We start from the raw sequence: 23,283 nt of genomic DNA on the forward strand, positions 1-23,283 counted from the left end.
CAGAGCGTGCTGGGACGCCACCCTGCCCCAGCACGCTGTCGCGACGCACATGACACACAAAGTACAGAGACTCACGCTATGGGGCGACAGGCGGCGATCGCAGTGTTGCAGACACAGTTGGCGCGCACAATGTGCCTGGCCATGGCTGCGACTGCTGCCGCGAAATGCGGCGCGGCGCCGCAGGTTGGCGTGTACTACTACCCGTGGTACGGCCCCGGCTCTGGAGGCCACACCTTCGATGATACGTTACGTGCCCATCTTACGCCGGATCCGCAGCTGCCTGCCGCTGGCCTCAACGGCCGCGACGCTAGCGTGGTCGAGCGACACATCGATCAGAGCCACACGGGAAACATTTCGATGTGGTCGTTGAGCTGGTGGGGCCCGGGCGGGTTTGAAGACATTACGATCCGTAACCACATCCTCACCCACCCCCGCGCGCCCGAGCTGCAGTACACCATTCACTACGAGTCGGCAGGCCGGATGGCCCCGATTGACTCCCCGGATTACTCCAACCTACTGCCTGACTTTCGGCACCTGGCCAACCACATTTGGAGCGATCCCAACTACATGCGGATAGACGGCCGGCCGGTCGTTTTCATGTACCTCACTCGCGAGTTCTTCAAGACGCCCGAGTCCTGGTCATTGCTTTCTGACACACGTGAAGCAATTGCCCAGGAGTATGGCTACGCCCCCTACATCATCGGTGATGACTTCTTCGGCTCATCACCGGTTGACACCGCGCGAGCCGCTCAGTTTGACGCGATTACCAACTTCGATGTCTACGGAACCGTGTTTGGCGGTGGATTTGCTAACCAATCCCGCGTGAACGCCCTGGCCAGCATCTACGCCAATGCGAAGGCGGCCGCGGCGGCCGCCGGTGTGGGATTCGTTCCTACCGCATCCCCGGGCTTTAACGACACCGCCGTGCGTCCTGGCCCCGCCCCGGCTGCCAGGTACCTTGCAGAGCTGGGCCCTAATGCTAACGGCTCTACATTCACCACTGTGCTAGAGGACGCGGTCTTGCCAAACACCGATCCCACGGTGGGCGACCTGATCATGATCAACTCGTTCAATGAGTGGCACGAGGACACGCAGATCGAGGCCAGCGTTCTAGCCGCCCTCACCAACAGCGACGACTCGTCGACGGGCGCCGCCTTCACCAGGGGGCGATACGACGAGGGTTACGGGAGCCTGTACCTGGACCTCCTCAGGACCGCAACCGTCCTGGCGGGAGACTACAACTTCGACGGCGCGGTCGACCCAGCCGACTACAGCGTCTGGCGGGCGGACTACAACCACACCGGGATCGACGTGGCGGCCGATGGTAATCGAGACGGCACAGTTGACGCCGCGGACTATGTTGTCTGGAGGGACGCGCTCGCGGCGGTCGGCGATGCAAGAAACAGCCCAATAACGGTCCCAGAGCCTGGAGCGCGTCTGCTAGCCTCGGCCTTGTGCTTAACCCTGGGTATCACTCCATCCCGTCGATTCCCTGAGCGGCTGGGTTTTCTCGACGCTCTCATCAAGTCACGTCGCAGACCATGACGACACGCAAGCCACCAAGCCCCTTCCTATGCTCTCCAAGCCGACGGATCACCGGCATGAGTCAGCGCCAACGGCTGACCACGGTGCGCGTCCGACTCGCACTAGCCGCCATCGCATGTCCACTTGCGCTGACCTGTGGCGGATGTAACGATAGCCCTGTCTCGTCCGACCAGTCGCAGCTGCAAGCGGCGATGAATTTGCTGGGCCTGCAGTACGGCGGATACGTATCCGAGCACCAGGGCGCCGGCCCCCCCAACAAGGCGTCGCTCCGCTCCTTCCTGCAAGCGCGGCTACCGCTGCTTCAGGACTTCGGGGTAGCGGGGGTCGATGACCTTCTGCCAAACGGACGCGACGGTGCGCCAATCCAAGTGATCTATGGGAAACCACTCCAAGTGGCCGATCGTCCGCAGTACGTCTGGGTTGCGTACGAGGCGTCCGCTCCAACCGGCTCGAGGCTCGCATGCGACAGCCGCGGAGGCGTCTACGAGCTCTCGGAGGAGGACTTTGCGAACCAGATCGGAGAGCGACTACTACCCTCCGGCTAGGTGTCTCCACCCGCGCGGACGCAAGCCTCACAGACGTGCGCGGGCCGCGGGGCCGATCAGCAGAACTCTACCCTTCTAGAAACAGTTCTTCTCATGCGAACAGTATCCACTAAGCGACCCAAAGAGTCGGTCCGTTGCGCGCATTCAGATCTGCGTGGTTTCACGCTCGTGGAATTGCTGGTAGTAATCGCGATCATCGGTGTTCTGATCGCGTTGCTGCTTCCAGCGGTCCAATCGGCCCGCGAATCGGCCCGACGCACCCAGTGCAAGAATCAGCTCAAGCAGATTGGCTTAGCAATGCAGAACCACGTCAGCTCGCTGAGCGTGTTTCCGACTGGAGGCGACGGCTACAACCCCGACATCCGCAACTACCTCAGCGGCACGGACACCAGCAACCCTGCCAACTCGAGCGGAACCCCCAACGGCCCGAACAAGCAGGGACTCGGCTGGGGTTACCAAATCCTGCCCTACCTGGAGGAGAACTCCCTCAAGGACATCACTTCGATGTCGCGGCTGGCGTCAACAAAGGTGGCGCTCTACTTCTGCCCCTCAAGACGCTCGACTGCCATCTCATCGGCCTTCAGCCCCGCCGCCGGTGGAATCCAGATCCCGTACCTGCTCACCGACTACGCCGCCGCGTACCCGGTAACCTACCTCAGCCCAACCCGATCGGCCGCGCGGCAGATCACGCCGGTGCCGTGGAGCGACCCGTCTATCAATGTCGTCTACTCCAGGATCTACAACGCGTTTATGTACGGCCGCGTTGAGGGAGGAGTGAGCACGCCCGTCCGGCCAGCGGATAACTACATCTGCGACGGAGTCATCGTCCGCACGCCCTGGCGGTGGCGGCAGCAGACGTTCGCCCGCGGCGTGAGCCGCGCCGTGAAGCCGGCGAAGATCGTTGACGGGCTCAGCAAGACCCTGCTGGTGTCTGAGAAGCTGGTCCGCACCGACCTCTACGAAGGCGGCAGTTGGTCCGACGACCTCGGATGGGCCGACGGCTGGGACCCCGACCAGATCCGGACGACCGGCCTCCAGCCGCTGCGCGACGACGACCCCTTCTGCTACGGCGCTCGTCAGAACTGGTGCGGAGGCGTGCCGCCGGGGCACAACGACGTGTTCGCCTTCGGGTCCGCCCACCCGGGAGGGATCAACGCCGTGCTGTGCGATGGCTCGGTCCGGCAGATCAACTACGACGTGGATGTCGTGCTATTCAATGTCCTGGGTGGACGCAATGATGCTGGCGTCACTGCGGGCCTCAACCTTTGAGAACTGGACAGCAACAAATGGCTGTGTAGATGCATAACGCAGCGTCATCCTACGCAACACCTGACGGCGGCGCATCGGCCGCCAGGACAGGCGACGCACGCCGTCGGCGTACGACCGGGCTCACCATGGTCGAGCTGCTGGTTGTGGTCGCAATCATCGGCATGCCAGTTGCGATGCTCCCCGCTGCACATGCGGCGCGAGAGTCCGCCCGACGAACCCAGTGCGCGAACAACCTGAAGCAATCCGGCTGCGGGATTCTCAACCTTGAGAACACATTCGGCGCCTTCCCTAGCGGTGACATCGCACCCTTGCCCGAGATCGACGACTACCGATCGGTCCTCGACCGCCAGGACATCGACGTGGTGAGCATCGTCACCCCGGACCACTGGCATGTGAGAATCGCGGTCGACGTGTTCGAGGCGGGCAAGCACGTCTTCTGTGGGAGAACTTCTGCCGAACGCTCCGGGAGGGCGGGCCCCCGGTATCCGATGCCTTGTGCCACCTACATACCATGAACACCTGCCACTTGGCGGCAATCGCGGCAAAGCTCGGTCGGAGCATCCGAGGAACCCTGCCGCTGAACGCATCGAGTGCGATACAGTCGCCGAAGGGCTCGCCGCCCGGACGCCCAGGAGCGACTACGAGATCATCCGCGTGTAGGAGATCCCGGAGATCGCGTCCATCACCAAACTAGACCGGAACTCAACCCGCCTGACCAACCAGAGCGACTGCCTGACGGCTAACCTTCCGCCGGCAGCGCGTGCTCGCGGAGTTCTTCCAAGGACGCGAACTCCAGGGCGGTCATGTGGGTCGCCTCCAAACGCACCGGCGGCGCGACGCCAGCGTCATAGGCCTCCTTCCACCGCGATGCGCACAGGCACCAGCGGTCGCCCGGCTGGACACCGGGGAACATATACTCGGGAATCGGGGTCGAGAGGTCGTTGCCCACGCGCCGGCTGAAGGCGAGAAACTCATCGGTCGCCTGGATGCAGACGACGTGTAGCCCGGCGTCGCTCAGCCCTGTCCGGCAGAAGCCGTCACGGTAGAATCCGGTCATCGGGTCGGTGCAGCAGCTCTGCAGCTCGCCGCCCAGCACATTCTTGCCACTGTTTGGCGGGGGTGCGCTCATCGGGGTCACCTCAAGAAAAAAGGCGGGGCCCGGGATGGACCCCGCCTTTGTTTATAGCGGGCAGACGCGACGCCTGCGAGTCGCGGCTAAGACTCGACGCTCTCAAGCTGCTTGAGGTCGCTCTTCGCGGTGACCGACTGCAGTGCAGTGATGCGGCGGTCGGCCGTGCTCGGCATGCCGTTGATCACCGAGCCGACCAGCCGGATACCCACGCTGCGGAGCAGCTCAGCCGCCTGGTGGATCTTTGGCAGCGTGGTGTGGTCACGAAGCACCGACAGGATCGCTCCGTCGCAGTGCTGGCCGAACAACAGCGAGTCGGACAGCCCCAGCACGGGGGCGCCATCGATGATGATGAAGTCGTACTCCGCACGCAGCTTCTCGAAGATCGGCTGCACCTGGTCGGTCGCCAGGGCGTGAACGGCGTCGGCGTCGCAGTAGCCGGCGGTCAGCACCCACAGCCCTTCGGCGTGGGTCGGCCGCACAACGTCGCTCACCTCAACCTCGGCGCGGAGCACCTCGCACAAACCGTCCTCCAATGGGAGGTCGAACAGCGTGTGCAACGCGGGGTGACGCATGTCGCCGTCGATCAGCAGCGTGCGGCGCCCGGCCCGAGCGAGGCTGGCCGCCAGCTGGCTGGAAACGGTCGTCCGCCCCTCGAGCGTCGATGGGCTGGTGACCAGCACGATCTGCCGACGCTTGGTGGTGCTCTCGTGCATCAGCGCCGTACGGACGCTGTCGATCGACTCAGTCAGCTGAGCTACAACGGGGTGGGATGGATCCAGCGCCCGGCGCCCAGAGAGCGAGGGGAGGGTCCCCACGACACGGATGCCAAGCCCCTGATCGACCTGATCGGGACCGTTGAGCTTGCGGTTGCGGAACTCCATGTAGGACACGCCGAACATAACCAGGCCGAGGCAGGTCAAGCCGCCCAATGCGGAGATCGCGTAGCGTTCGGTCTTGTTGATGTTCTCCGAGGTGTCCACTCCGCCGAAGGCGAGCACGCGGTCGGGCCGTTTCAGCTCGACGTCCCAGTGCTCGATCCGCTCGGCGATGCCGGCCTGCACCATCTTGAGACCCTCGATTTCCGCCTGGCGGGCCAACAGGTCGGTGTCGACTTCGCTGCGTTCACGCAGCTTCTCCAGCATCGCCTCCTGCTGCTTCTTGGCCTGCTGGATCTGCTGCATCAGGCCCTGTCGACGGATCGTGTAGTCGGTTTGCAACGCCTTGATGTAGGGGTCAGCCTCTTTCCGGCTCTCCGACTTCATCGCCGCGGTCATCTGCTGCCGGTACTGCTCTAGCTGCTGGGCAGTCGCGTTCGCCTGCTTCTGGAGCTGGCGAACCTGGGCGTTCGAGCCACGGTTGGACTGGACCGCCTCCATGTCCATGATGTACATCTCGTACGAGAGCTTCTTCTGCTTAAGGTACTGGTACTTGGGGTCGGCCTCGAGCGCCTGCTCGATGCGTTGCTCCAGCACAGACGGATCCTGATACTGACGGGTCATGATCTCGTACTGGATCGTCACATTCATCAGCTCGGACTCAAGACTGGCAAGCTTCTTCACGCTCTCGTTCATCGCAGACCGGAACTGGGCCAACTCCGGATCGCCCCCGCCGGCGCCGCCCATCAGGTAGATCAGCGGCGACTCGCTATCCTTAAGCAGCGCCATGAAGGCGTCGGTCTTGCGTTTGATCTCTTCGTCAAGGTCACGGTAGCTGGCGACGAGGATGTCGCGGGGCTTCTGGCGCTGGATCTTGTCTTCAAAGATGACCTCGTCGAGATAGGCCTTGCTCACCGCCTCGACAATCTCCTTCAGCTCCTCGGCCGGGGCGGCGCCCGACAGGCGAATCTCGAGCACCTCGGACCCCTGAGGGAACTGCACCCGCAGTTCCTCGGCCAGGTACCGAGACCGGTCCGCCTCTTCGATGCCATCGAAGTAGCTGAGGTCTCCGAGATCGCCGCTGCGGAGTGCGGAATCGAGCACCCGCATACTCTTGATCAAGACCACCTGCGTCTGGCGGTAGATGTCGAAGTCGCCCCGGTTGGCATTCAGGGAGGACTCGATGATTGGCGTTTCGGACGCGTCAACTTTGAAGTAGCGGAAGGCCGTCGCGGATTCCGGGAATAGGAACCACAAGACGCCGGCGCCGACCACGCCGGCCAGCAGTCCCATCCCCAGGGCCAGCAGCCACCGCCGACGGAAAGCGTGCATGAGCGTCGAGGCGTCCATCCCCCCTTTGATCACGTCCTGCGTAGCGGCGGGGGCGTAGGGCGAGCCGACCGCCAGCGCCGGCATTCCGCCCTGGGGGAGGATCATTTCCCGCGAGCGGGCGCCGTCGGGGGCGCCGTTCTCCGAAGTGGAAGCACCGTGTTGGTTGTCATTCATCGAACAACGTTCTCCGTGGTTTCGTCACTACCGGGCCGCGGCCTGAGGCCCTGGTCCGAACCGTTTACCTGTCGTGCCCTACCACCTTCGCAACTCGCGGGCCAGAGTTTGTTTTTCGCTCGCCGAAGCCGCTTCCCCCGGGTTTCAGCCGGACACGGCTCGGTTGGTCTCGCCGGACGCCTGGCCGGCGTCGCCTCTCCGCAACCTTGCTGTTGCCCAAACGCCACACGCACGCCGCACCGCTACTGAGTTGGGGCGCCACCGGCGCCCCTGCCCACCACTTGAGACTTCCCAAGACTGCTCTCCTCGGGCACGCTCAGCATGGATAGGATCTTCAGCTCCAGCATCATCAGACCCAACGCGAATGGCATCATCACGATCAGACCCACCCAGTCGTGCATAGGCTTGCGCAGCCGTGCCAGGTACTCCGGGTCGCCCGCCGCAAATTGGTCCATCGCCATCCAGATTAGGCCAGTGACGACGATGCGGAACACGTTTGACACAATCGCAATTGGAATCGCGGACAGCAGGATGATTAAGCGGTCCCACCACGGTCGGGTCGTGAGGATTGCGATGGCTACGCACATCGCAATGAGAATGTTGGTCATACTAAGACCGCTGCACGCCGCGGCGATCTCCATCTCGATGTCATCGTTCAGCCCTGGCAGAGAGATCTGATTCGCGTTTCGAATGGCTGCCACGCCCATGATCGTGTACACCTGCTCACTCAGGTACACCGCGATCTTCTGCAGCAGTCCGAGCACACGCTGCTCAACCAGGCTCGGCAGCGGGAACATGAACATCAGGAACGCCACCGGAGGGCCGACCCAACGGACCAGCCGCATGCCACCGACTATGGTGAGCACGCCGATCGCGGAGGCCACGAAGGCGCCTTGGGCAAGTGGCATGCGGTCAAAGTAGACGCCGAAACTCCAGACGACGCAGCAGAGCAGCACGACCAGAAAGCCTGCCGCTATCTCATGCCAGCCGACGACGGTCGGCGGCGTGGCGAACGCGGCCAGCAGAACAAACCCGATGGCGATTGTCATCAATCCGAGCATGCTGAGCACGTCTTGGTTGAGAGGCCCGACCGAAACCCCAAGCAGCCCGGCGGCCGACAAGGCCACGCCCACGGCCGCAACCGTCCAGAGGAGCTCTGGCCGTTGGTAGGGGATGCCTCCGCTTGACTTGGCCGCCGCCGGTGCGAAGGGCTGCCCCCACAGGGCGCAGCCGAAACCGCCCAGGCACGCGACCGCCAATCCGACCCCTTGCAGGCTGGGCGCCCACTGGCCGGCGACGATTAACGCGATGCTTGCCGCCCCGACACCCTGCAGGGCGCGTTCAACGCCAGGGTTTGCGGTCTTGTTTGGCCGCAACATCCACATCATCACCATCGCGATGAGCGGCAGGATCCACCCGTGGGAGTACTGCGGCTGATCCCAATCGGACGCGGCGTCCTTAAACATCATCCAGTACGACCAGACCAGCACTGAAGCGGACGCCATGGTCGCGATCCAGGCGTTCCGCTGGGTGGAGTCCTGCCAGCTGAACGGTGCTAGCTCGGCACCTTGCGGCTGGTTTCTGGCTGCGCCCGGAAACGCGGCTGGGAAATTGGCGGCCATAGGTGTGTTCGTTCTCGGAAGATATCTGTGACGGCGTTTGGAACTCTCGCGATCCCGCCCGGCGAGCAACGCCGCTAGCGGCACGATTCGACGGTGGCGACCCACGGGGCTGTTCCACGGGCGTCGGCAGATGAGGCCGCCGCTTGGGAGCGAGTTCCCCCCTCTGATCGCGTAGCGCGGAGGCGCCGGGGGACCGCTTGTTGGGTCGTGATCTAGTCGAGAATAAGCGTGCCCTAATTATCTGTCAAACACCGCAAAGCCCCCAGCCAAGCCTGGCTCAGGAGGCTTAAAACGCCTTGTTTCCCCCAGTTTACGCCCGCCATGTGCGCAATACGCGAAGGTCGACCGTTCCAAGGAAGTCTCGCTTGATGAGCAGCGTGCGCCGGTCACGCCGGCGGTAGCAATGTGCACGAAGATTCCGTCGAACCGACCGCTCTTTGGTTTTACGGCGGAACACCAGTACTGGTTCGCACGGGAGGCAAGAAACCTCTGCTAGCGGAGGGGGTTTGCCGCCTTTACCCCACCTTCGGGCGGACGGGGTGCGCGAAATTTTGCGGGTAGAGCAAAGTTGCGCTCCGAAGAGTCCGATTAGAACGATTGTACGGAAGAAATCAGTTAATCCGCGTCGGCTTGGCCACGCGGCGTCCGGCGGAAAGACCTCATCCACGTTCTCGCGAGCGAAGGCCATGAATCATACCTGTTCAACGCACAAACCGCTGATCGCCCTCGCCGCGTTGATGCTGTCCGGCAGCATGGGGTGCACGGCTTTCAACGCCCCTCGTGAGCCGATCCCAGTGGCGCCGCCCGACCCACCGCCAACAGCGCCCGCCCCGCGGGAACTCGCCATGACCACGCTGGAGCGGTACGTCATTGAGCCGCCCGACGTGCTGATGATCAACGCGATCAAGATCGTCCCAAAGCCGCCGCACAAGATTGAGCCGTTCGACGGCCTGCTGATCCGCGTCGTAAACGCGTTGCCGGGACAGGAGATTGGCGACGCCTTTGCGGTTAGCCCCGAGGGCACCGTTGACCTGGGACCGACCTACGGCAAGGTGAAGGTGGTCGGCCTGCGGATTGACGAGGCGCAGGACGCCATCCGAGACCACCTCACTAAGGTTCTCGAGGATCCCCAGGTGAGCGTCTCGCTGGCTTTTTCATCCGGCGCCCAGCAGATTGTTGGCGAGCACCTGGTAGCCCCAGACGGCCGCGTCAACCTCGGCACCTACGGGTCGGTCTACGTTACCGGTCTGACGCTCGACCAGGCCAAGGAGGCCATCGAAGCGAAACTGTCCGACAAACTCGAGAACCCCGAGGTGGTAGTTGACGTGTTCGCTTACAACAGCAAGCGGTACTTCATCATCACCCAGGGCGCCGGCTTCGGCGACAACATTGTTCAGCAGCCGGTCACCGGCAACGAGACCGTGCTCGACGCCCTGGCCCGCATCGGCGGCATCAGCCAGATTTCCTCAACCAAGATCTGGATCGCGCGGCCCGCTCCCAACGGAGTTGGCTGCGAGCAGATCTTGCCGGTCAACTACGAGGACGTTGTGCAGGGCGTCACGGCAACCAACTACCAGCTGCTGCCCGGCGACCGCCTGTTTATCGCCGAGGACCCGATGACCAAGTTCGACGCGATTGTGTCGAAGATCACCAGACCGTTCGAACGGATCTTCGGCTTCGTCGCACTCGGCACCTCGACCGCCAACCGTATCGAGCGGTTCGGGTTGGGCAACCTCAACTAGCCCAACGGGCGTTTTCGCCTGAGCAGAGTCTACTCCAACGTGTCTTTCAGGATGCGACCCATGACCTTCAATCGACTTCTATTGACCGCCGCCGCGGCGGGGCTGCTCTCGCAGCAGGCCCTGGCGGGACACCCGGCGCCGTGCACGGACTGCCCCACACCGCCGCCCTGCTCGGCTGAAGGGGGATGCTACCCGAACTACCAGACGTACGGTTACTACCGCACCACCTGGGGCCGGTGGCCCGGCGACTACGACGAGACCACCAGCGCCAAGGACGAAAAGTCCGCGCTGCCTGGCCGACTGATCCCGAAACCTACCGAAGAGGACCGTGCCGCGCCGGCCCCGTCGGAACCCAAGGAAGGGAACGTCGACCCGGGGCTAAACGAGGGCTCCGGCGCGCGGGAACTCGACCTGCCCGCCCTCCCGCCCATCCCGGGCGCGCCCGGCGCCGCACCCGCGGCGCCCCAGGGTCAGCCGCAGAACCCCGGCGCCGCTCCCGCCGACAATGGACCACCCGGGCTGCCGCCCCTGCCGGGCTTCGGGCCCCCGCCGGGGATTGGAGCGCCGCCCTCGTCGGGCATCCGGCCGAAGTCGCACCCGGTTCAACCGGCGGCCGTAGCCGATGACGTTCCACCGCCGCTGCCGGCCGGATTCGCGGCGCTGCTTGGCGGCCGGTCGGGCGTCGTCAGGGCGGGCCATCAGCTGGAGCGGAGCCCGTCGGACGCGCCGCCGAAGCAGCGGGCCACGCCGGCCTTCTACCTCCCTTCTGGGCGGTAGCCAACGCTGGTGGCGCGGGTTGTAGCGGCTGGGGAGGGCTTGCTTGACGCCCTAGTCGACGGGACCTATCGTGGCAGAATAGACGACGCCAGACCGATCGGCCGCCAAGCGGCCGCGGCGCTGGCGTCGCCCTGTTCCCGCGGGCATCGCTCGCCCGTCTGATCAATAGGCCCCCACCGGATAGCCGCCGATGCTGCGTTTCGTCCCTCTCGCTTTGGCGTTTGTCGCTGTTGTAGGCGTCGGTGTCTACGACGGCATGCTCAACCACCGCTGGACGCCGAACGTCGAGGCGGAACAGTGCGCCAAGCTGCTGGATTTGGTTCCCGAAAGCATCGGGCCATGGAAGGGCGAGAGCTACGAGACCAGCGATGAGATCCTCCGCACCGCTGGCGCGGAAGGTTACGTGTCCCGTCTGTACAAGAACGAGGAAACCGGCGAGCAGGTGAAGATCTGGCTCATCGTCGGTCCGTTCAAGCACGTCATCCGACACACGCCCGACATCTGCTACCCGTCGAATGACTTCAGCCGGTACGAGAAGAAGATCGGCAGCTACAAATTTGACGTGCCTGAGGTGCAGGGCGAGAATCAGTTCAACACCGCCGCCTTCCGTAAGGGCGGCGTTTCTGAGCGGGTGTTCTGGTCGTGGCACAAGCCCGACGACACCGGCACAGTGACGTGGTTCGCCAGCCCCAGCATGCGTGTCAACCGCGAGACCTACCCCGGCACACCGGCGTTGTTCAAGCTGTACTTCACAACGAGCGTCGACCCTGAAGCGCCGCTGGAAGACAACGCGTCAAACGAGTTCGCAGAAGTCTTCTTGCCAATGCTCAACCAGATGATTCTCGCTCGCGAGAATCCGGAAGCCGCCGGCGCTGCCGCAGAGGTCTACGCGGAGAAGGTCGGTCTCGATGCCTCCGACCCTGGCGACGGCGCCGAGTCCTGAGGGATAACATCCGTCGCCGACTCACCCAACGCCGCCTTGCTAGAGGGTGCGAAGTGGGTCCCGCTCGCGGATGCTGGGCCACACCGCTAGACCGGCCGCCTCTTTCGCCAGCCACTCGGCAAGCCGTTCCACCGCGAACCGCTCGCTCGCGTAGTGGCCGGGCAAGACTAGAGCCAGCCCCGCCGCCTGCGCCGCCAGGCAGTTGTGAAAAGTCGCCTCGCCGGTGATCAAGACATCTGCGCCCGCCGTTGCCGCTGACGCGATGAAGGACCCGCCGCTGCCGCAGGCCACCGCCGCGCTCGCGATGCTCTTGCCCACAGGTCCGACCACGCGGACGGATTCGGCGGCGGTGAACTCCCTGATGCGAGCGGCTACCTCCTCAAGTGTAGCTGCGGTCGGCAGGAGTCCGATCCGCCCGGCGCCTACAGCCGGCTCATCCTCGGTCGGGTTGAGCGGCGCCGCCGACCGCAGCTTCAGGGCGTTCGCTAGTGCGGCGTTGATGCCACTAGCCGCCGAGTCGAACGCCGTGTGAGGGCTGTAGACCGCCACGCCCGCGCGGGCGAGTCTCCACAGCATGCCGCCCTCGACGGTGTCGGTCGTGATCTTCGCCAGCGGCCGGAAGGGCAGGGGGTGGTGCGTCACCACCAAGTCGGCGCGCTCGTCGACCGCCTCGGCCGCCGAGTCGGGCGTCAGCGTCAGGCAGGTCATGACCCGGCCAACCTCCATCGAGCGGTCGCCCATCAGCAACCCGGTGTTGTCCCAGTCCTCCGCAAGGCAAGGCGGTGCGAAGGCGTCCAGCAGGTCGCACAGTGCGCTTAGTTTGGCCATGGCCAACAGCATATCGCCGCCCGGCATTCCGACACAACCGCACCGACGGCCACGCCAATCAGTTACCCCCGGCGTCAAAAAGAATGTCCGACTCACGCTGGGCAGGGAAACGGTAGATCAGCACCCGGTCGCCGTCGATCTCCTCGATGCGGAGCATGAGGTTGATGTCCTTGCCCAGGAGGTCCTCGCCGGCCGAGTAGGTGTAGGTCTTGATGTCGGGCTCCGCGCCGAGCTGGAAGACCTGGGTGCGTTTGCGTCGACGCAGCGGCGCGTACAGCAGGCACTTGAAGTCCGCGTAGGGGCCGTTCAGATTCTGCATCCGCTGCTGCACGATAAGGCGGCCGTCGTCGTCGAGGAAGGAGACCGCTTGGATGTCGATGTCGCCCGCGCCTACGCTGAGGCTCCGCCAGACGCTGAACTTGTAGAGCTTGTCCGCGTACACCTCGAAGTCGATGCGGATCGGCTGCTCGCCGTACGCGGCGTCGCTCAACTCGATCTGCAGTGGGCGGCGGAGTGCGACATTCGCCGGGCCCTTGATGTCGCCCTCGGGCGGGAAGATCTTCCACTCGCCGCTGGGACGGGGCTCGCCGGACGGGCCAATCGCCTGCAGCAGGTCCGGCACGAACAGCGAGACCGTGCCGCCGATACCCGCAGGGAACTCGTTCCGCATCAACAGAGCGTTCTCGTGCTCCACGCCAAACACACTCGGCACCGACGTCTTCTCGAACGCCACCGACATCCGCCAGCGGGCGACGTGCTCGCTGACGCCAAGCACAAAGGTAGGCTCGGGCCCAACCGGGATCACCTGCCGGTGCTCGTGATTGGCGGGCTGACGCTGCTTGCCCCACACGTCGATCTGCAGCACGTTGTCCCCGAGGTACAGGACTTCGTCGCACGGCTGCTCGTTCCAGGCGACCATCACCACTCGCCGGTCGGGCCGGATGAACAGCCAGTTCTTGCTGCCGCTGGGCAACTGGAGCGAGCCCATGAACTTGGCGCCGCCCAGCAGCATGGCGGAGGTCCGCCACGGCAGCAGCAGCTCGCCGGGCGTGCCGTCGGTGTTCATGACGCCGTCGGGGCCGGAGAAGGGCTTAGGGATGTAGATCCCATCCACTCCGTGCTTCTTGGCCACGATGATCTGCTTGATGAACTCACGGACCCGCGCCTCGTGCTTCTCACGCTCGCTCAGGTCCTGCCGCCCGGAGTCGATCACCGGCTCGATCAGCACCCACCGCGGGGCGCCCTCGGTGGGGCGGGTCGCTAGCTCCGAGTCGAGCTGCTCCGATTGCAGCGGCGGGTCGGACGAGAGCTGCTCGAAGTCCCAGCTCAGTTCGCCGCCGATCGGCAGCTCGTCCCACCGCCAACCCAACCCCAGTCGGACGTCCTGCCCGAAACGGTAGAGCTGCTGCCGGATGTCTCGGATCTTGCCGACCAGGTCCTCGTGGCCCACGAAGCTGGTGTCGTGGTCGTAGCCGAGCTGCCACCACCGGATCCGGAGCGACAGCCGGTTCATGACGTGGTCGAACAACGGCAACCAAGTAGACGGATCCTTGCGGAAGATGAATTCGATGCTCGACTCTCCGCTGACGGGCTCGGGCCCGTCGGGCGTGTGGTCGGGCTCCTGCAGCACGCCGATGGTCTCGATGTCGGTGGCGGCCAGACGTTCGGCGAATTGTATGATCCGGTCGCCCCGCTCTTGGTGCTCCCGTGGAAACCAGACCGGCAGCTTCACCCAGCTCACGCCTGCCATCGGCAGCAGTTCCTGCAGCGTAGCGAAGTCCAGCGGCTGGCCGAGGCGGGGTACGGTCTCCGGCAGCGACCAGCCGAATTCGCCGATGGAAGTCAACACCGCCTTGGGCACCACGGCCAGGGTGATGATCCGCTTGTCCATCTCGAGCTTGGTCTCGTTGCTGATCATCTGCACGCGGACGCGGTAGAAGCCATGCTCCTTGATGTCCGGGCGCCAGTCCTCCGACCCCTCGTAGCCCTTGCTGTGGCGGCCGTCGCCGGCAAGTATGTCGGACGCCCTGCGGGCCTCTTCGCTGATGAGTCGGCCCTCCAGCTTCTTGACGCCCTCCTCGCCGATCTCGGCCTGGGTCGCGTCGAGCAGCTGGAATTTGATCAGCGGGTCCTTTTCGCTGATGCCCGACAGAGAGCACGTGACCACCACGTTGTCGGGGTCGTTGTAGACGTTGATCCGGCTGTTGGTGGTGACCTCCATGCTGGGCCAGCGCCCCAGCCAGACGTCCGCCACCGACACGAGGCCCTGCAGGTCGCCCCGGTCGCCGCGGGCGACCTCGATGTGAGCCACCACCCGGTCGACGAGCTCGGACCCAGGGCGGAACTTGCCGATCTTGACGTCCTGCCAGTCGCCGCTCGCGGTGAAGGGCTCGCTGCGGTGCGTCTGCACCACCTCGCCTTTGGCGGTCATGAACTCCATCACCACCGTGACGGCGCTGTGCTCGATGTTCGTCAGCTTCAGCTTGAGCTCCAGCGTGTAGCTGAACTTCGGCAGCACGCGTATCGGCGGGCACGACACCTTGGCCTGCGACCCGTCTAGGCCGATTTCCAGGCATCGCCCTTCCTCGAGCTCATCGTCCTCTGCGATCTCCATCCGCACGTAGTGCGGGTACTCGGGACCGGTCTCGCGCTTCCACTTGTCCGGCCAGAGGTCGTAGTTGCGGTCCCACTTCTCGTCGAACGAGCAACGAAAGATCTCCACCGCGTCCACGCCGCGGCTGTTGGTCTCGGAGAACTCCTCCGCCTGAACGGCGGCTGAAGCCGCTAGCAGCAGGCAGAGGGCGGCGGCTGTCGGGAGCGGGCGCGGCATCTTGCTTCGGGCGGGAAAGGGGGCGGGGCGCGAGTGGGGCGGCGCTTGCGGCGCAGCCCCGCGAAAATGTACCGTAGCCCAGACGCAACGCTCGATGTTTACGAAACCAAACCGCCAAACCCAACCGCTACGACCATGCCAGCCGTCAGAATCGGCGTCGCCACCAGCTCGCTCCGCCGCCCGGTGAAGTCCGCACTCCCGATCGCGTCACAGGCCGGGGTGGACGGCGTGGAGCTCGACCTGCGCAGCGAGCTGCCCGCGGCCGACCTCTCGGACTCGGCCGTGCGGCAGCTCCGCAAGCTGCTCGAGGACCTGCGGCTGACGGTCGGCACCGCCGCGTTCCCCACCCGGCGTGGGTTCGGCGACCCCCAGGAGCTGGACCGCCGCGTCGGCGCCGCCCAGTCGGCAATGGCGGGCGCCAAGAAGATCGGCGCCGGGGTGTTCGTGATCTCGCCGGGTGAGATTGCGCCGGAGGGTTCCTCCAATCGCTCGCTGCTAGAGGACACGCTGGCCGGCTTGTCCCGCCGGGCGGATCATGTGGGGCTGCGGCTGGCGCTCCGCGTCGGCGGCGACGGCCTGACGGAGCTCGCCGGCCTGCTGGAATCGCTGCCGTCACAGTTGGTGGGCGCGTGCCTTGACCCGGCGGAGCTGATCGCAGAAGGCGTCGGTGTCGACGAGGCCGTGGACGCCGTCGGCGCCCGGCTGACGCACGTCTACGCCGCGGACGCGGTGCGGGACTTCTCGAGCCGCGGCGCCGTGTCGGTCGAGTTGGGCCGCGGCAGCGTCGAGTGGCCCGAGCTGCTGGGCCGCCTTGAAGAGCACGACTACCGCGACTGGCTGTCGATCAAGCTCCGCGAGGGCGCCAGCACGGAGGAGCTTGAGAACGCCGCCGCGTACCTTCGAGCGGTATAGCCAGCGGGCTCCCCTTCGAACTCCCTAGTACCGCGACACGATCCGGTCGACGATCAGGCTGCCGATGTTGAGTGAGGCCGTCGCCGCCGGGCTAGGAGCGTTCAGCACGTTGACCGCTCTGCCGTGCTCCTCGATCAAAAAGTCATCGACCAGCGAGCCGTCGCGCAGCACCGCCTGGGCACGCACCCCGGCCGGCGCAGGCGTCAGGTCCTCGGAGCGGATCTCCGGGCAGAGCCGCTGCAGCGCCCGCACGAACGCCTGCTTGGAAACGCTGCGCCACATTTCGCCGGCGCCCGTCTTCCAGTACTTGAGCGCCAGCTTCACGAACCCCGGGTAGGTCAGGCTGCCGGCCAGCTCCGCCACATCGACGGTGGTCTTGTGGTAGCCCTCCTTGGCGAACGCCAGCACCGCGTTGGGCCCGCACTCCACGGCTCCGTCGATCATCCTCGTAAAGTGCACGCCCAGGAACGGGAACGAGGGGTCCGGCACCGGGTAGATCAGGTTGTTCACGAGCCGCTTGGCGTCGCCCAGGAGCTTGAAGTACTCGCCACGGAACGGAATGATCCGCGCCGCGGGCTTGGCGCCGGACAGCTCGGCCACGCGGTCGCTGTACAGGCCGCAGCAGTTCACCAGGCAGGCGCCGGCGTACTCGCCGCTGGCGGTCTGGGCGATAATCCCCTCGTCCGTCTGGTCGATGCCGGTCACCTCGGCCGACAGCACTACCTCCCCGCCCGTCCCGCGGATCTTCTCCGCCAGCCGGCGGCTTACCTCGCCGTAGTCGACGATGCCGGTCGAGGGCACCAGCAACGCCCGCACGCCGTTGGCGTGGGGCTCGACCTCCGCCAAACGATCGCGTTCAATCACCTCGCAGGCCACGCCGTTCTGCTCGCCGCGTTGGCGGATCGCCTCCAGGGCCGGCAGCTCCGACTCGTCAACCGCGACGATCACCTTGCCGCAGACCTCGAACGGCACGCCCTCCTCCTGGCAGAACCGCTCCATCGCGATCTTGCCCTCGCGGCAGTTGGTCGCCTTCAGCGAGCCAGGCTTGTAGTAGATGCCCGAGTGGAGCACGCCCGAGTTGCGGCCCGTCTGGTGCAGCGCGACGGCGCCCTCCTTCTCCAGCACGATGACCCGCCTGCCGGGCAGTCGCTGGGTGAAGCGGTACGCGGTGGCGAGGCCGACGATGCCGCCGCCGATGACTAACAGGTCGCAGTTCTGCATGAACGCCTCGCCGCGCCGGCGGTGGGCGCGGCGCTACAGCTGCTCTCGGATGAATTTTGCACTCGGCTGACCCGCGCCCTGCACGGGGGTCCCCTCCATGAAGTCGGTCGCGTAGCGCAGCTTGTCGCGGCGCCGCTCGGGCACGGTGAAGCTGTCGCCCTTCTGCAGGATAACCCGCGCCAGCGGCATCTCGCCGAACGCTCGGCTGCCCGCAGACTCGGCCGGGAACCACTGGCCCTCGCCCGAATCATCTTCCAGATAAAACTCCGCGTAGCAATGGTTGTTGACCCACACCATGCGGGCGGGCACGCCGGCCGCGCGGCACAGCGCGATGAATACCGCGCTGCGGCCGTGGCAGTCGGCGTTGCCGTCGCGGAGCGTCTGCAGGGCGGACTTGTCGTCGCCCTCGACGTACTCGACCGACTCGAGCACGTGATCGTACAGCAGCTCGACCCGCTGCCAGTCGGTCAGCCCCTCGTCGGCGTCGCCCAGCACGCTGCGCTGCAGCTTGCGGATCGTCCCGTGACGCGACTCGATGTACGGGCTGGCGGTCAGGAACCGCCGCAGCGACCGGTCCGGCTTCTCCGGTATCTTGAACTTGGCGGTCTGGTCGTCTTCGGGCGGCAGCACCGGCCGGGTGGTGACGTCGTACGTCACGGCGGCGGTCGCGGTGGCGCCGGCGGCCAGGTACGGGATGTTGATCACCATCTGGCGGGCGCCGTCGCCGTTGAGCATGCGGTAGTCCACCGACTCGACGTTGCTGGTGAAGTTCTCCTCGGCGATCCGCACTTGCTGCTCGTCGCACTCCAGCGGAACGGCAACCATCACGCGGATGTTCTTCACCGCACCACGCTTGGCCGTGATCTCCGCGCCCACGCGGAACTGCCCGGACTCGGACTCGCCGAGCCGGATGTGCTCGGACACGGGCTCAGCCTCCTTCAGCTGGCCGAAGACCGGCGGCTGGGCGGCGAGCGTTAGCAGCGTGGCGATCAGGATTGGGCGCGGCGCGGAAAGCATCGACAAGGCGTTCTCCAAGGTGCGGTTCGGTAACCGCTCCATTGTACCCTGCCGGTCATACCGGCGCCCGCTCGGGCGCCCTGCGCCCCACCAACCCTCAATACAAGAACGACCCCGATCGGCCCGCTTCAGGATGGGAAGGCCGACCGGGGTCGCATTGGTTCCGCGGCCCACCACATCATGTGGTCGCCGCGGGAGCCAGACTGATTGCCGCCAGGAAGGGGAGGGGAGGCGGCGGCGAAAGAGTCCGGCCCGGACTATCAATTGTCTTGGTGTGGCTCGCTCGTCACGCGGCTAGATGCCGGCGTCCCCCCGATTCGCCGGACCGGGGTCGCGGGTCGCCGGCGACGGCGACACCGGCCCGTCGTAGCTGCCGGCGGAGCTGTCGCAGCCGCACGACCCGGACCAGCCTGAGTCGTACATGCCGCCCCCCATCGGGTACCCGACGCCGTAGTAGCCGTAGCCTCCGCAGCACGGGTCGCACGGGATGCAGCACGGGTCGCACGGCACGCAGCTCGGCATCATCTGCGGCGGGGCCATCATCATCGGCGCGGGCGCCGCGACCGGCGTCTGCACCGGCGTATGGGTTGGCACGGCGGCCGGGCCGGCCAGCAGCCCCGGCGAGGCGACCGCCGCCGGCGCCACGGCCGCGGCGGGTCCACAGTACGAGCCGCGGCACAGTCGGTCACGCAGCCTGCGGCAGCAGCCACAGCCCACGGTGCTGGAGACCAGCATCAACGCGGCGAGTAGTAGCGTGATTCGTTTCATGGCGGGTCCTCCCTGGGGGGAAGGCGCAGCGCGTAGGGGTCGCACTGGTAAGGCGGGGCGGAACCTCATCATTCCGGAGGTCCGCGGCGTGGAGCCACGCAACTCTAGCCCACCCTGCGTGATGTGCAAACTCAACCGTCGATTTTTTTCAACACGGCCCCGGCGCGGCCGTTGTCCGCATGCTACATTTCTACCGAAGCCGCACGCTTGGCTCCCCGCCCGCGCCCCGCCCCACCGCTTCCCCGCCCCGCCGATGCCACCGGTTGTGACTCCCCGCCGACGCCGCCCAGCCGGCGCGCGACTCCCCGTCGCGTTGCCGCCCATAGCGCTGATACTCGTCGCGTTGCTGCTGATCGCGTCCCCGACCGCCTGCCTGGCCGCCATGGACTGCCCGGGCGAGGGCTGCGCGACGGTCCGCCCGCAGGACGAGGTGGTGCTCATCAGCTCGCGCCCCATCGGCTGCAGCACCGACCCGGTCCGGCTCGAAGAGGGCCTGCACGCCGAGACCTACTCCGACGCCGACGGCGACGGCCGCCGCGAGTGGCGCGCCGCGCCTTGGCGGTCGGTTATCGAGTCCGCCGACGGCGGGCTCCCCACCGTGGTGTTTGCGCACGGCAACAAGGTCTCGTGGTGCGAGACCCGCTCCCGCGGCCTGTACGCCTACGGCCGCCTGGTCCGCTGCGCGTGCGATGAGCGGCCGCTCCGCTTCCTGATCTGGTCGTGGTGCGCCGACGAGATCAAGGGCCCGCTCAAGGACTTCCGCGTCAAGGCGGCCCGCACCGCGCCGGTCGGCAAGCAGCTGGCCTACGTGCTCAACCAGGCGCCCGCCGACGCCCGGCTCGGCCTGCTCGGCTACAGCTACGGCGCGCGTGTCAGCAGCGGCGCGCTGCACGAGCTCGGCGCCGGCGTGCTCGACGGCCCGCCCCGCAGCGTGCGGGCGTTCTACCTGGCCGCGGCGTTCGACGCCCACTGGCTGGGCCGCGGCCAGCGGCACGGCGCCGCGATGGACGTCACCGAGCAGCTCGTCCTCACCACCAACCGCCGCGACCCCGCCATGAAGTACTTCGGCCTGCTTGGCCGCAACTACGACCCCCAGGCAATGGGCTACTCCGGCCCCACCTGCCTGGACCGCGAGCGGGCCCAGCGCGTGCGGCTGATCAACGTCACGAATTCGGTCGGACGCAGCCACGACCTGTGCGACTACGTCGCGGCGCCCGGCGTGATGCGTCGCGCGTGGTCGCTGCTGACGTACGCCGACCAGGCGGACGCACAGCTCGCCAGCGCCGACGCCGCGGTCAGCAAGTAGCGGCATCAGGCGTCGGCAGCCGCGGCTTTCGATTCGCAGAACCTCTTCAGGCTGGCCAGCTCCTCCTCGCCCGCCTTGCAGTGGGAGCCCTTCAGCAGCCAGCCGAAGGCCAGCATGAAGAGGCGGAAGAAGCCCTTGCCCGTCACGCTGGTCGCCTGTGTTACGCGGGCGCCTGTCGGTAGGTCCTCGAACCGGTACTCCGACTCGATGTCGAACAGCTCGCCGGTCAGCTCGATCGCGTGCAGCCGCGGCGGATCGTGCCGGGTCACGACCCCCTGAAACTCCATCCGCTTGCCGTGATCTTCGGTGACGGTGCGGAACGTGGTCCCGACGACCTCCGGCGTCTCGGCGATGACCTCGTCCTCGACCACCACAATGCTCCACTCCGCCACGCGTTCGATGGTCAGGCGGAACACCTCGTCGATCGGTCGGTCGATCTCGACGCTGATTTGGCTTCGCATGGCTGAATCCGCTGGTGGAACATTGCGTCACGCCACCCTACCACAGCCGGCGCCGTGGCAGAGCACCACACGGTGCAGCGCGGCCCCAGGGTTTTGTCCGATTCGTTTTGTCCGAAAACACGAGCGAAGGGGACAAAACATCGGGCCTACTTTCTCCCTAGTTTGCCGTAAGTGCTTTCGAAACAACGCATTGTGCAAAACGCTGCTAAACAGGTCAGTGGGGTTTTGTCCGATCGCGGCCACCACTGGGGACCAATTCGGACAAAACCCGGCGGCGCAAGAGCGACCTAACCAACCGCGCAGCAACCAACCCACACGCCACGGATCCCGCGACGCTGGGGGAACAGAAAATTGACCTCCACCATTGGACCACGGCTGGTGGCCGGTTTCTACGAAAAACCAGCGTTCAACCAGACCCCGGAGGTCATGCGGGGTCGCCTACCCGACGGCAAGCGGAGCTCGAGGCTTTCGATCCGGAGCCGCCGGAGGGAATTGCGACTTGATCTGCCGTCCATAGACGCTTTCGCGCGGAGGGTGGTCGTTTTTCTAGAGCGTCCGCGTATTGGAGATCGATATGCACACCCCGGCCTTGCTTTGAGAGTTTGAAGCCCCTGCGACGACCCAAGACCCACAGCTAGCCGCACGACGAGGCTGGTGTTGGAGCGTGGCGGCTGCACTGGCCGTCACGGCGTTAGACTGCCTCGCCGCTATCGCCGCCCTACCCCACCTGGCGATCGTCGCGCCGCGCCAGGCCGGCCGCGCCGGTGAAGCCGGCGTCGCCGCCTAGGAGCGCGAAGTCGATGTGCAGCTTGTCGCGGAGCGTGGGGATCAGCCGCTGGCGGGTCTCTTCCCGCAGGCGGTCCATGAAGCGGTCGCCGAGCGGGCTGCCCGCGCCGCCGAAGTTGAGACCGCCCCCCACCACGATGCTGTTGGGGTCGACCATGTGGGCGCAGGTCACCACGCCAACCGCCAGCAGCTTGGCCGTGTTCATCACCACCGACAGCGCGGCGGCGTCGCCCGCCTCGGCGGCGATTGCGATCGCCTTGGGCGTGAGCTTCTCGCCCTTGTCGAGCGCGGCCCGGAGCGTGGACTCCACCGCCGGGTCGGCCAGCAGGCGCTCGGCCTGGCCCACCACGCCGTACGACCCGCAGTAGCCCTCCAGCGTGCCGCGGACGCCCAGGCTGTTGCTCGGCGCGTCGTCCGAGGGGTCGATGATGATGTGCCCGATCTCGGCGCCGCAGCTGTGCTGGCCCTCGACCAGCCGCTCGTCCAGCACGATGCCGCCGCCCACCCCGGTGCCGAGCGTCAGCATCACCATGCTGGTGTACTCGGCGCCGGCGCCGCGCCAGTACTCGCCCCACGCCGCGGCGTTGGCGTCGTTGGCGTAGGTGACCGGCAGGCCGGTCGCGTCGGCGAACAACTGGCGGATCGGCGTGTTGTGCCACGCCGGCAGGTTCCCCGGGCAGACCAGCATGCCGGTGGGCACGTCCATCGGGCCGGGCGTGGCCAGCCCGACGCGGCGGATCTCCGCGACGCCCGCCTCGGCGGCCATCTTGGCGATCGCCGCCGCGCACCGCCGTGAGGCGGCCTCGGCGCCCTCCTCCTGCTGCGTGGGGATCGAGCGGTACGCCAGCCGATTGCCGAGGTCGTCCAGCAGGCCGAGCTTGATATTGGTGCCGCCGACATCGATCCCGGCGTAGTACCGGTTGCGGGTGATCACGGCGGGCTCGTTGGGGGTCAGGTCGCTGTCGGAGGACATTTTGCTCTGCTGGGCAGTCGGTTTGCAAAGAAGGCAGCAATATAAGCAGCGACGGACGCCGCGGCAATTCGGGGCAAGGACCGAAAGGGGAAAGGGGATGCCGCGCACAGAGTGGCGGGGGCGCCCGGGGGCGCTCCGCGGCAGCGGAAGCCCCCGAGATGTACTAGCCAGCCTCGGCCAAGGGGCGGGGGCTTCCCTGCCGGAGCGCCCCTTCCACCCGTCGCT

At 66.1% G+C, this 23,283-nt stretch carries 19 protein-coding genes; 9 read left to right on the forward strand and 10 right to left on the reverse strand.

The genetic code is table 11. The features are described from left to right. The first annotated feature begins 141 nt into the window (after nt 1-141). From KOR34_RS11320 to KOR34_RS11335, 4 genes are all read left to right on the forward strand, one after another. A complete protein-coding gene (locus KOR34_RS11320; protein WP_197531330.1) occupies nt 142-1,545 on the forward strand; it encodes a DUF5010 domain-containing protein in 1,404 nt (467 codons plus the stop codon). A 56-nt stretch (nt 1,546-1,601) separates the two neighbouring features. Beyond that, a complete protein-coding gene (locus KOR34_RS11325) occupies nt 1,602-2,090 on the forward strand; it encodes a hypothetical protein (RefSeq protein ID WP_146564693.1) in 489 nt (162 codons plus the stop codon). 168 nt (nt 2,091-2,258) lie between these two features. Then, entirely contained in the window at nt 2,259-3,359 is a 1,101-nt protein-coding gene (locus KOR34_RS11330) for a DUF1559 family PulG-like putative transporter (RefSeq protein ID WP_390620775.1), read from the forward strand. A gap of 125 nt (nt 3,360-3,484) precedes the next feature. Beyond that, nucleotides 3,485-3,874 (forward strand): type II secretion system protein, encoded by a 390-nt coding sequence (locus tag KOR34_RS11335; RefSeq protein WP_228714580.1) that lies wholly within the window; start codon nt 3,485-3,487, stop codon nt 3,872-3,874. A gap of 224 nt (nt 3,875-4,098) precedes the next feature. Here KOR34_RS11335 and KOR34_RS11340 read toward each other — a convergent pair whose 3' ends face one another. The 3 genes from KOR34_RS11340 to KOR34_RS11350 form a co-directional block, all read right to left on the reverse strand. Next, nucleotides 4,099-4,488 carry a DUF2237 family protein gene (locus KOR34_RS11340; RefSeq protein WP_146564696.1) on the reverse strand — a complete coding sequence of 130 codons (390 nt, stop codon included), beginning with the start codon at nt 4,486-4,488 and terminating at the stop codon, nt 4,099-4,101. 86 nt (nt 4,489-4,574) lie between these two features. Next, on the reverse strand, nt 4,575-6,872 hold the full coding sequence (locus KOR34_RS11345) for a polysaccharide biosynthesis tyrosine autokinase (RefSeq protein ID WP_146564697.1): 2,298 nt from the start codon (nt 6,870-6,872) through the stop codon (nt 4,575-4,577). 242 nt (nt 6,873-7,114) lie between these two features. After that, complete coding sequence (locus KOR34_RS11350; RefSeq protein ID WP_228714581.1) at nt 7,115-8,377, reverse strand: exosortase/archaeosortase family protein; 1,263 nt, start codon at nt 8,375-8,377, stop codon at nt 7,115-7,117. Nucleotides 8,378-9,180: 803 nt separating this feature from the next. Here KOR34_RS11350 and KOR34_RS11355 point away from each other — a divergent pair. The 3 genes from KOR34_RS11355 (at nt 9,181) to KOR34_RS11365 (ending at nt 11,956) form a co-directional block, all read left to right on the forward strand. Beyond that, entirely contained in the window at nt 9,181-10,236 is a 1,056-nt protein-coding gene (locus KOR34_RS11355) for a polysaccharide biosynthesis/export family protein (RefSeq protein ID WP_146564699.1), read from the forward strand. A 60-nt stretch (nt 10,237-10,296) separates the two neighbouring features. Next, a complete protein-coding gene (locus KOR34_RS11360; RefSeq protein ID WP_146564700.1) occupies nt 10,297-11,013 on the forward strand; it encodes a hypothetical protein in 717 nt (238 codons plus the stop codon). A gap of 190 nt (nt 11,014-11,203) precedes the next feature. Continuing rightward, the gene (locus KOR34_RS11365) at nt 11,204-11,956 is read left to right on the forward strand and encodes an exosortase-associated EpsI family protein (protein WP_146564701.1); all 753 of its coding nucleotides are present in this window, start codon (nt 11,204-11,206) and stop codon (nt 11,954-11,956) included. 39 nt (nt 11,957-11,995) lie between these two features. Here the strand turns inward: KOR34_RS11365 and KOR34_RS11370 are convergent, their stop codons facing one another. Both KOR34_RS11370 and KOR34_RS11375 read right to left on the reverse strand, forming a co-directional pair. Beyond that, nucleotides 11,996-12,784 (reverse strand): Nif3-like dinuclear metal center hexameric protein, encoded by a 789-nt coding sequence (locus tag KOR34_RS11370; protein WP_146564702.1) that lies wholly within the window; start codon nt 12,782-12,784, stop codon nt 11,996-11,998. A gap of 58 nt (nt 12,785-12,842) precedes the next feature. After that, complete coding sequence (locus KOR34_RS11375) at nt 12,843-15,614, reverse strand: hypothetical protein (protein ID WP_146564703.1); 2,772 nt, start codon at nt 15,612-15,614, stop codon at nt 12,843-12,845. A gap of 135 nt (nt 15,615-15,749) precedes the next feature. On the opposite strand from KOR34_RS11375, the gene KOR34_RS11380 reads away from it, so the two are divergent. Further along, nucleotides 15,750-16,526: a sugar phosphate isomerase/epimerase family protein gene (locus tag KOR34_RS11380; RefSeq protein WP_197531331.1), complete on the forward strand. Its 777-nt coding sequence runs from the start codon at nt 15,750-15,752 to the stop codon at nt 16,524-16,526. A gap of 24 nt (nt 16,527-16,550) precedes the next feature. On the opposite strand, the gene lhgO is transcribed toward KOR34_RS11380, so the two are convergent. The 3 genes from lhgO to KOR34_RS11395 form a co-directional block, all read right to left on the reverse strand. Further along, complete coding sequence (lhgO, locus tag KOR34_RS11385; protein ID WP_146564705.1) at nt 16,551-17,747, reverse strand: L-2-hydroxyglutarate oxidase; 1,197 nt, start codon at nt 17,745-17,747, stop codon at nt 16,551-16,553. A gap of 33 nt (nt 17,748-17,780) precedes the next feature. Further along, entirely contained in the window at nt 17,781-18,764 is a 984-nt protein-coding gene (locus KOR34_RS11390) for a transglutaminase-like domain-containing protein (RefSeq protein WP_228714660.1), read from the reverse strand. A 294-nt stretch (nt 18,765-19,058) separates the two neighbouring features. Continuing rightward, nucleotides 19,059-19,532, reverse strand: a complete 474-nt coding sequence (locus tag KOR34_RS11395) for a hypothetical protein (RefSeq protein ID WP_146564707.1) — start codon at nt 19,530-19,532, stop codon at nt 19,059-19,061. 253 nt (nt 19,533-19,785) lie between these two features. Here KOR34_RS11395 and KOR34_RS11400 point away from each other — a divergent pair, with 253 nt between their 5' ends. Further along, nucleotides 19,786-20,838 carry a hypothetical protein gene (locus tag KOR34_RS11400; RefSeq protein ID WP_146564708.1) on the forward strand — a complete coding sequence of 351 codons (1,053 nt, stop codon included), beginning with the start codon at nt 19,786-19,788 and terminating at the stop codon, nt 20,836-20,838. A 5-nt stretch (nt 20,839-20,843) separates the two neighbouring features. On the opposite strand, the gene KOR34_RS11405 is transcribed toward KOR34_RS11400, so the two are convergent. Both KOR34_RS11405 and KOR34_RS11410 read right to left on the reverse strand, forming a co-directional pair. Continuing rightward, a complete protein-coding gene (locus KOR34_RS11405) occupies nt 20,844-21,299 on the reverse strand; it encodes an SRPBCC family protein (RefSeq protein WP_146564709.1) in 456 nt (151 codons plus the stop codon). A 718-nt stretch (nt 21,300-22,017) separates the two neighbouring features. After that, nucleotides 22,018-23,058 carry an ROK family protein gene (locus KOR34_RS11410; protein WP_228714582.1) on the reverse strand — a complete coding sequence of 347 codons (1,041 nt, stop codon included), beginning with the start codon at nt 23,056-23,058 and terminating at the stop codon, nt 22,018-22,020. Nucleotides 23,059-23,283: the final 225 nt, after the last annotated feature.

Origin of the sequence: Posidoniimonas corsicana (genome assembly GCF_007859765.1) — a bacterium.
Lineage (GTDB): Bacteria > Planctomycetota > Planctomycetia > Pirellulales > Lacipirellulaceae > Posidoniimonas > Posidoniimonas corsicana.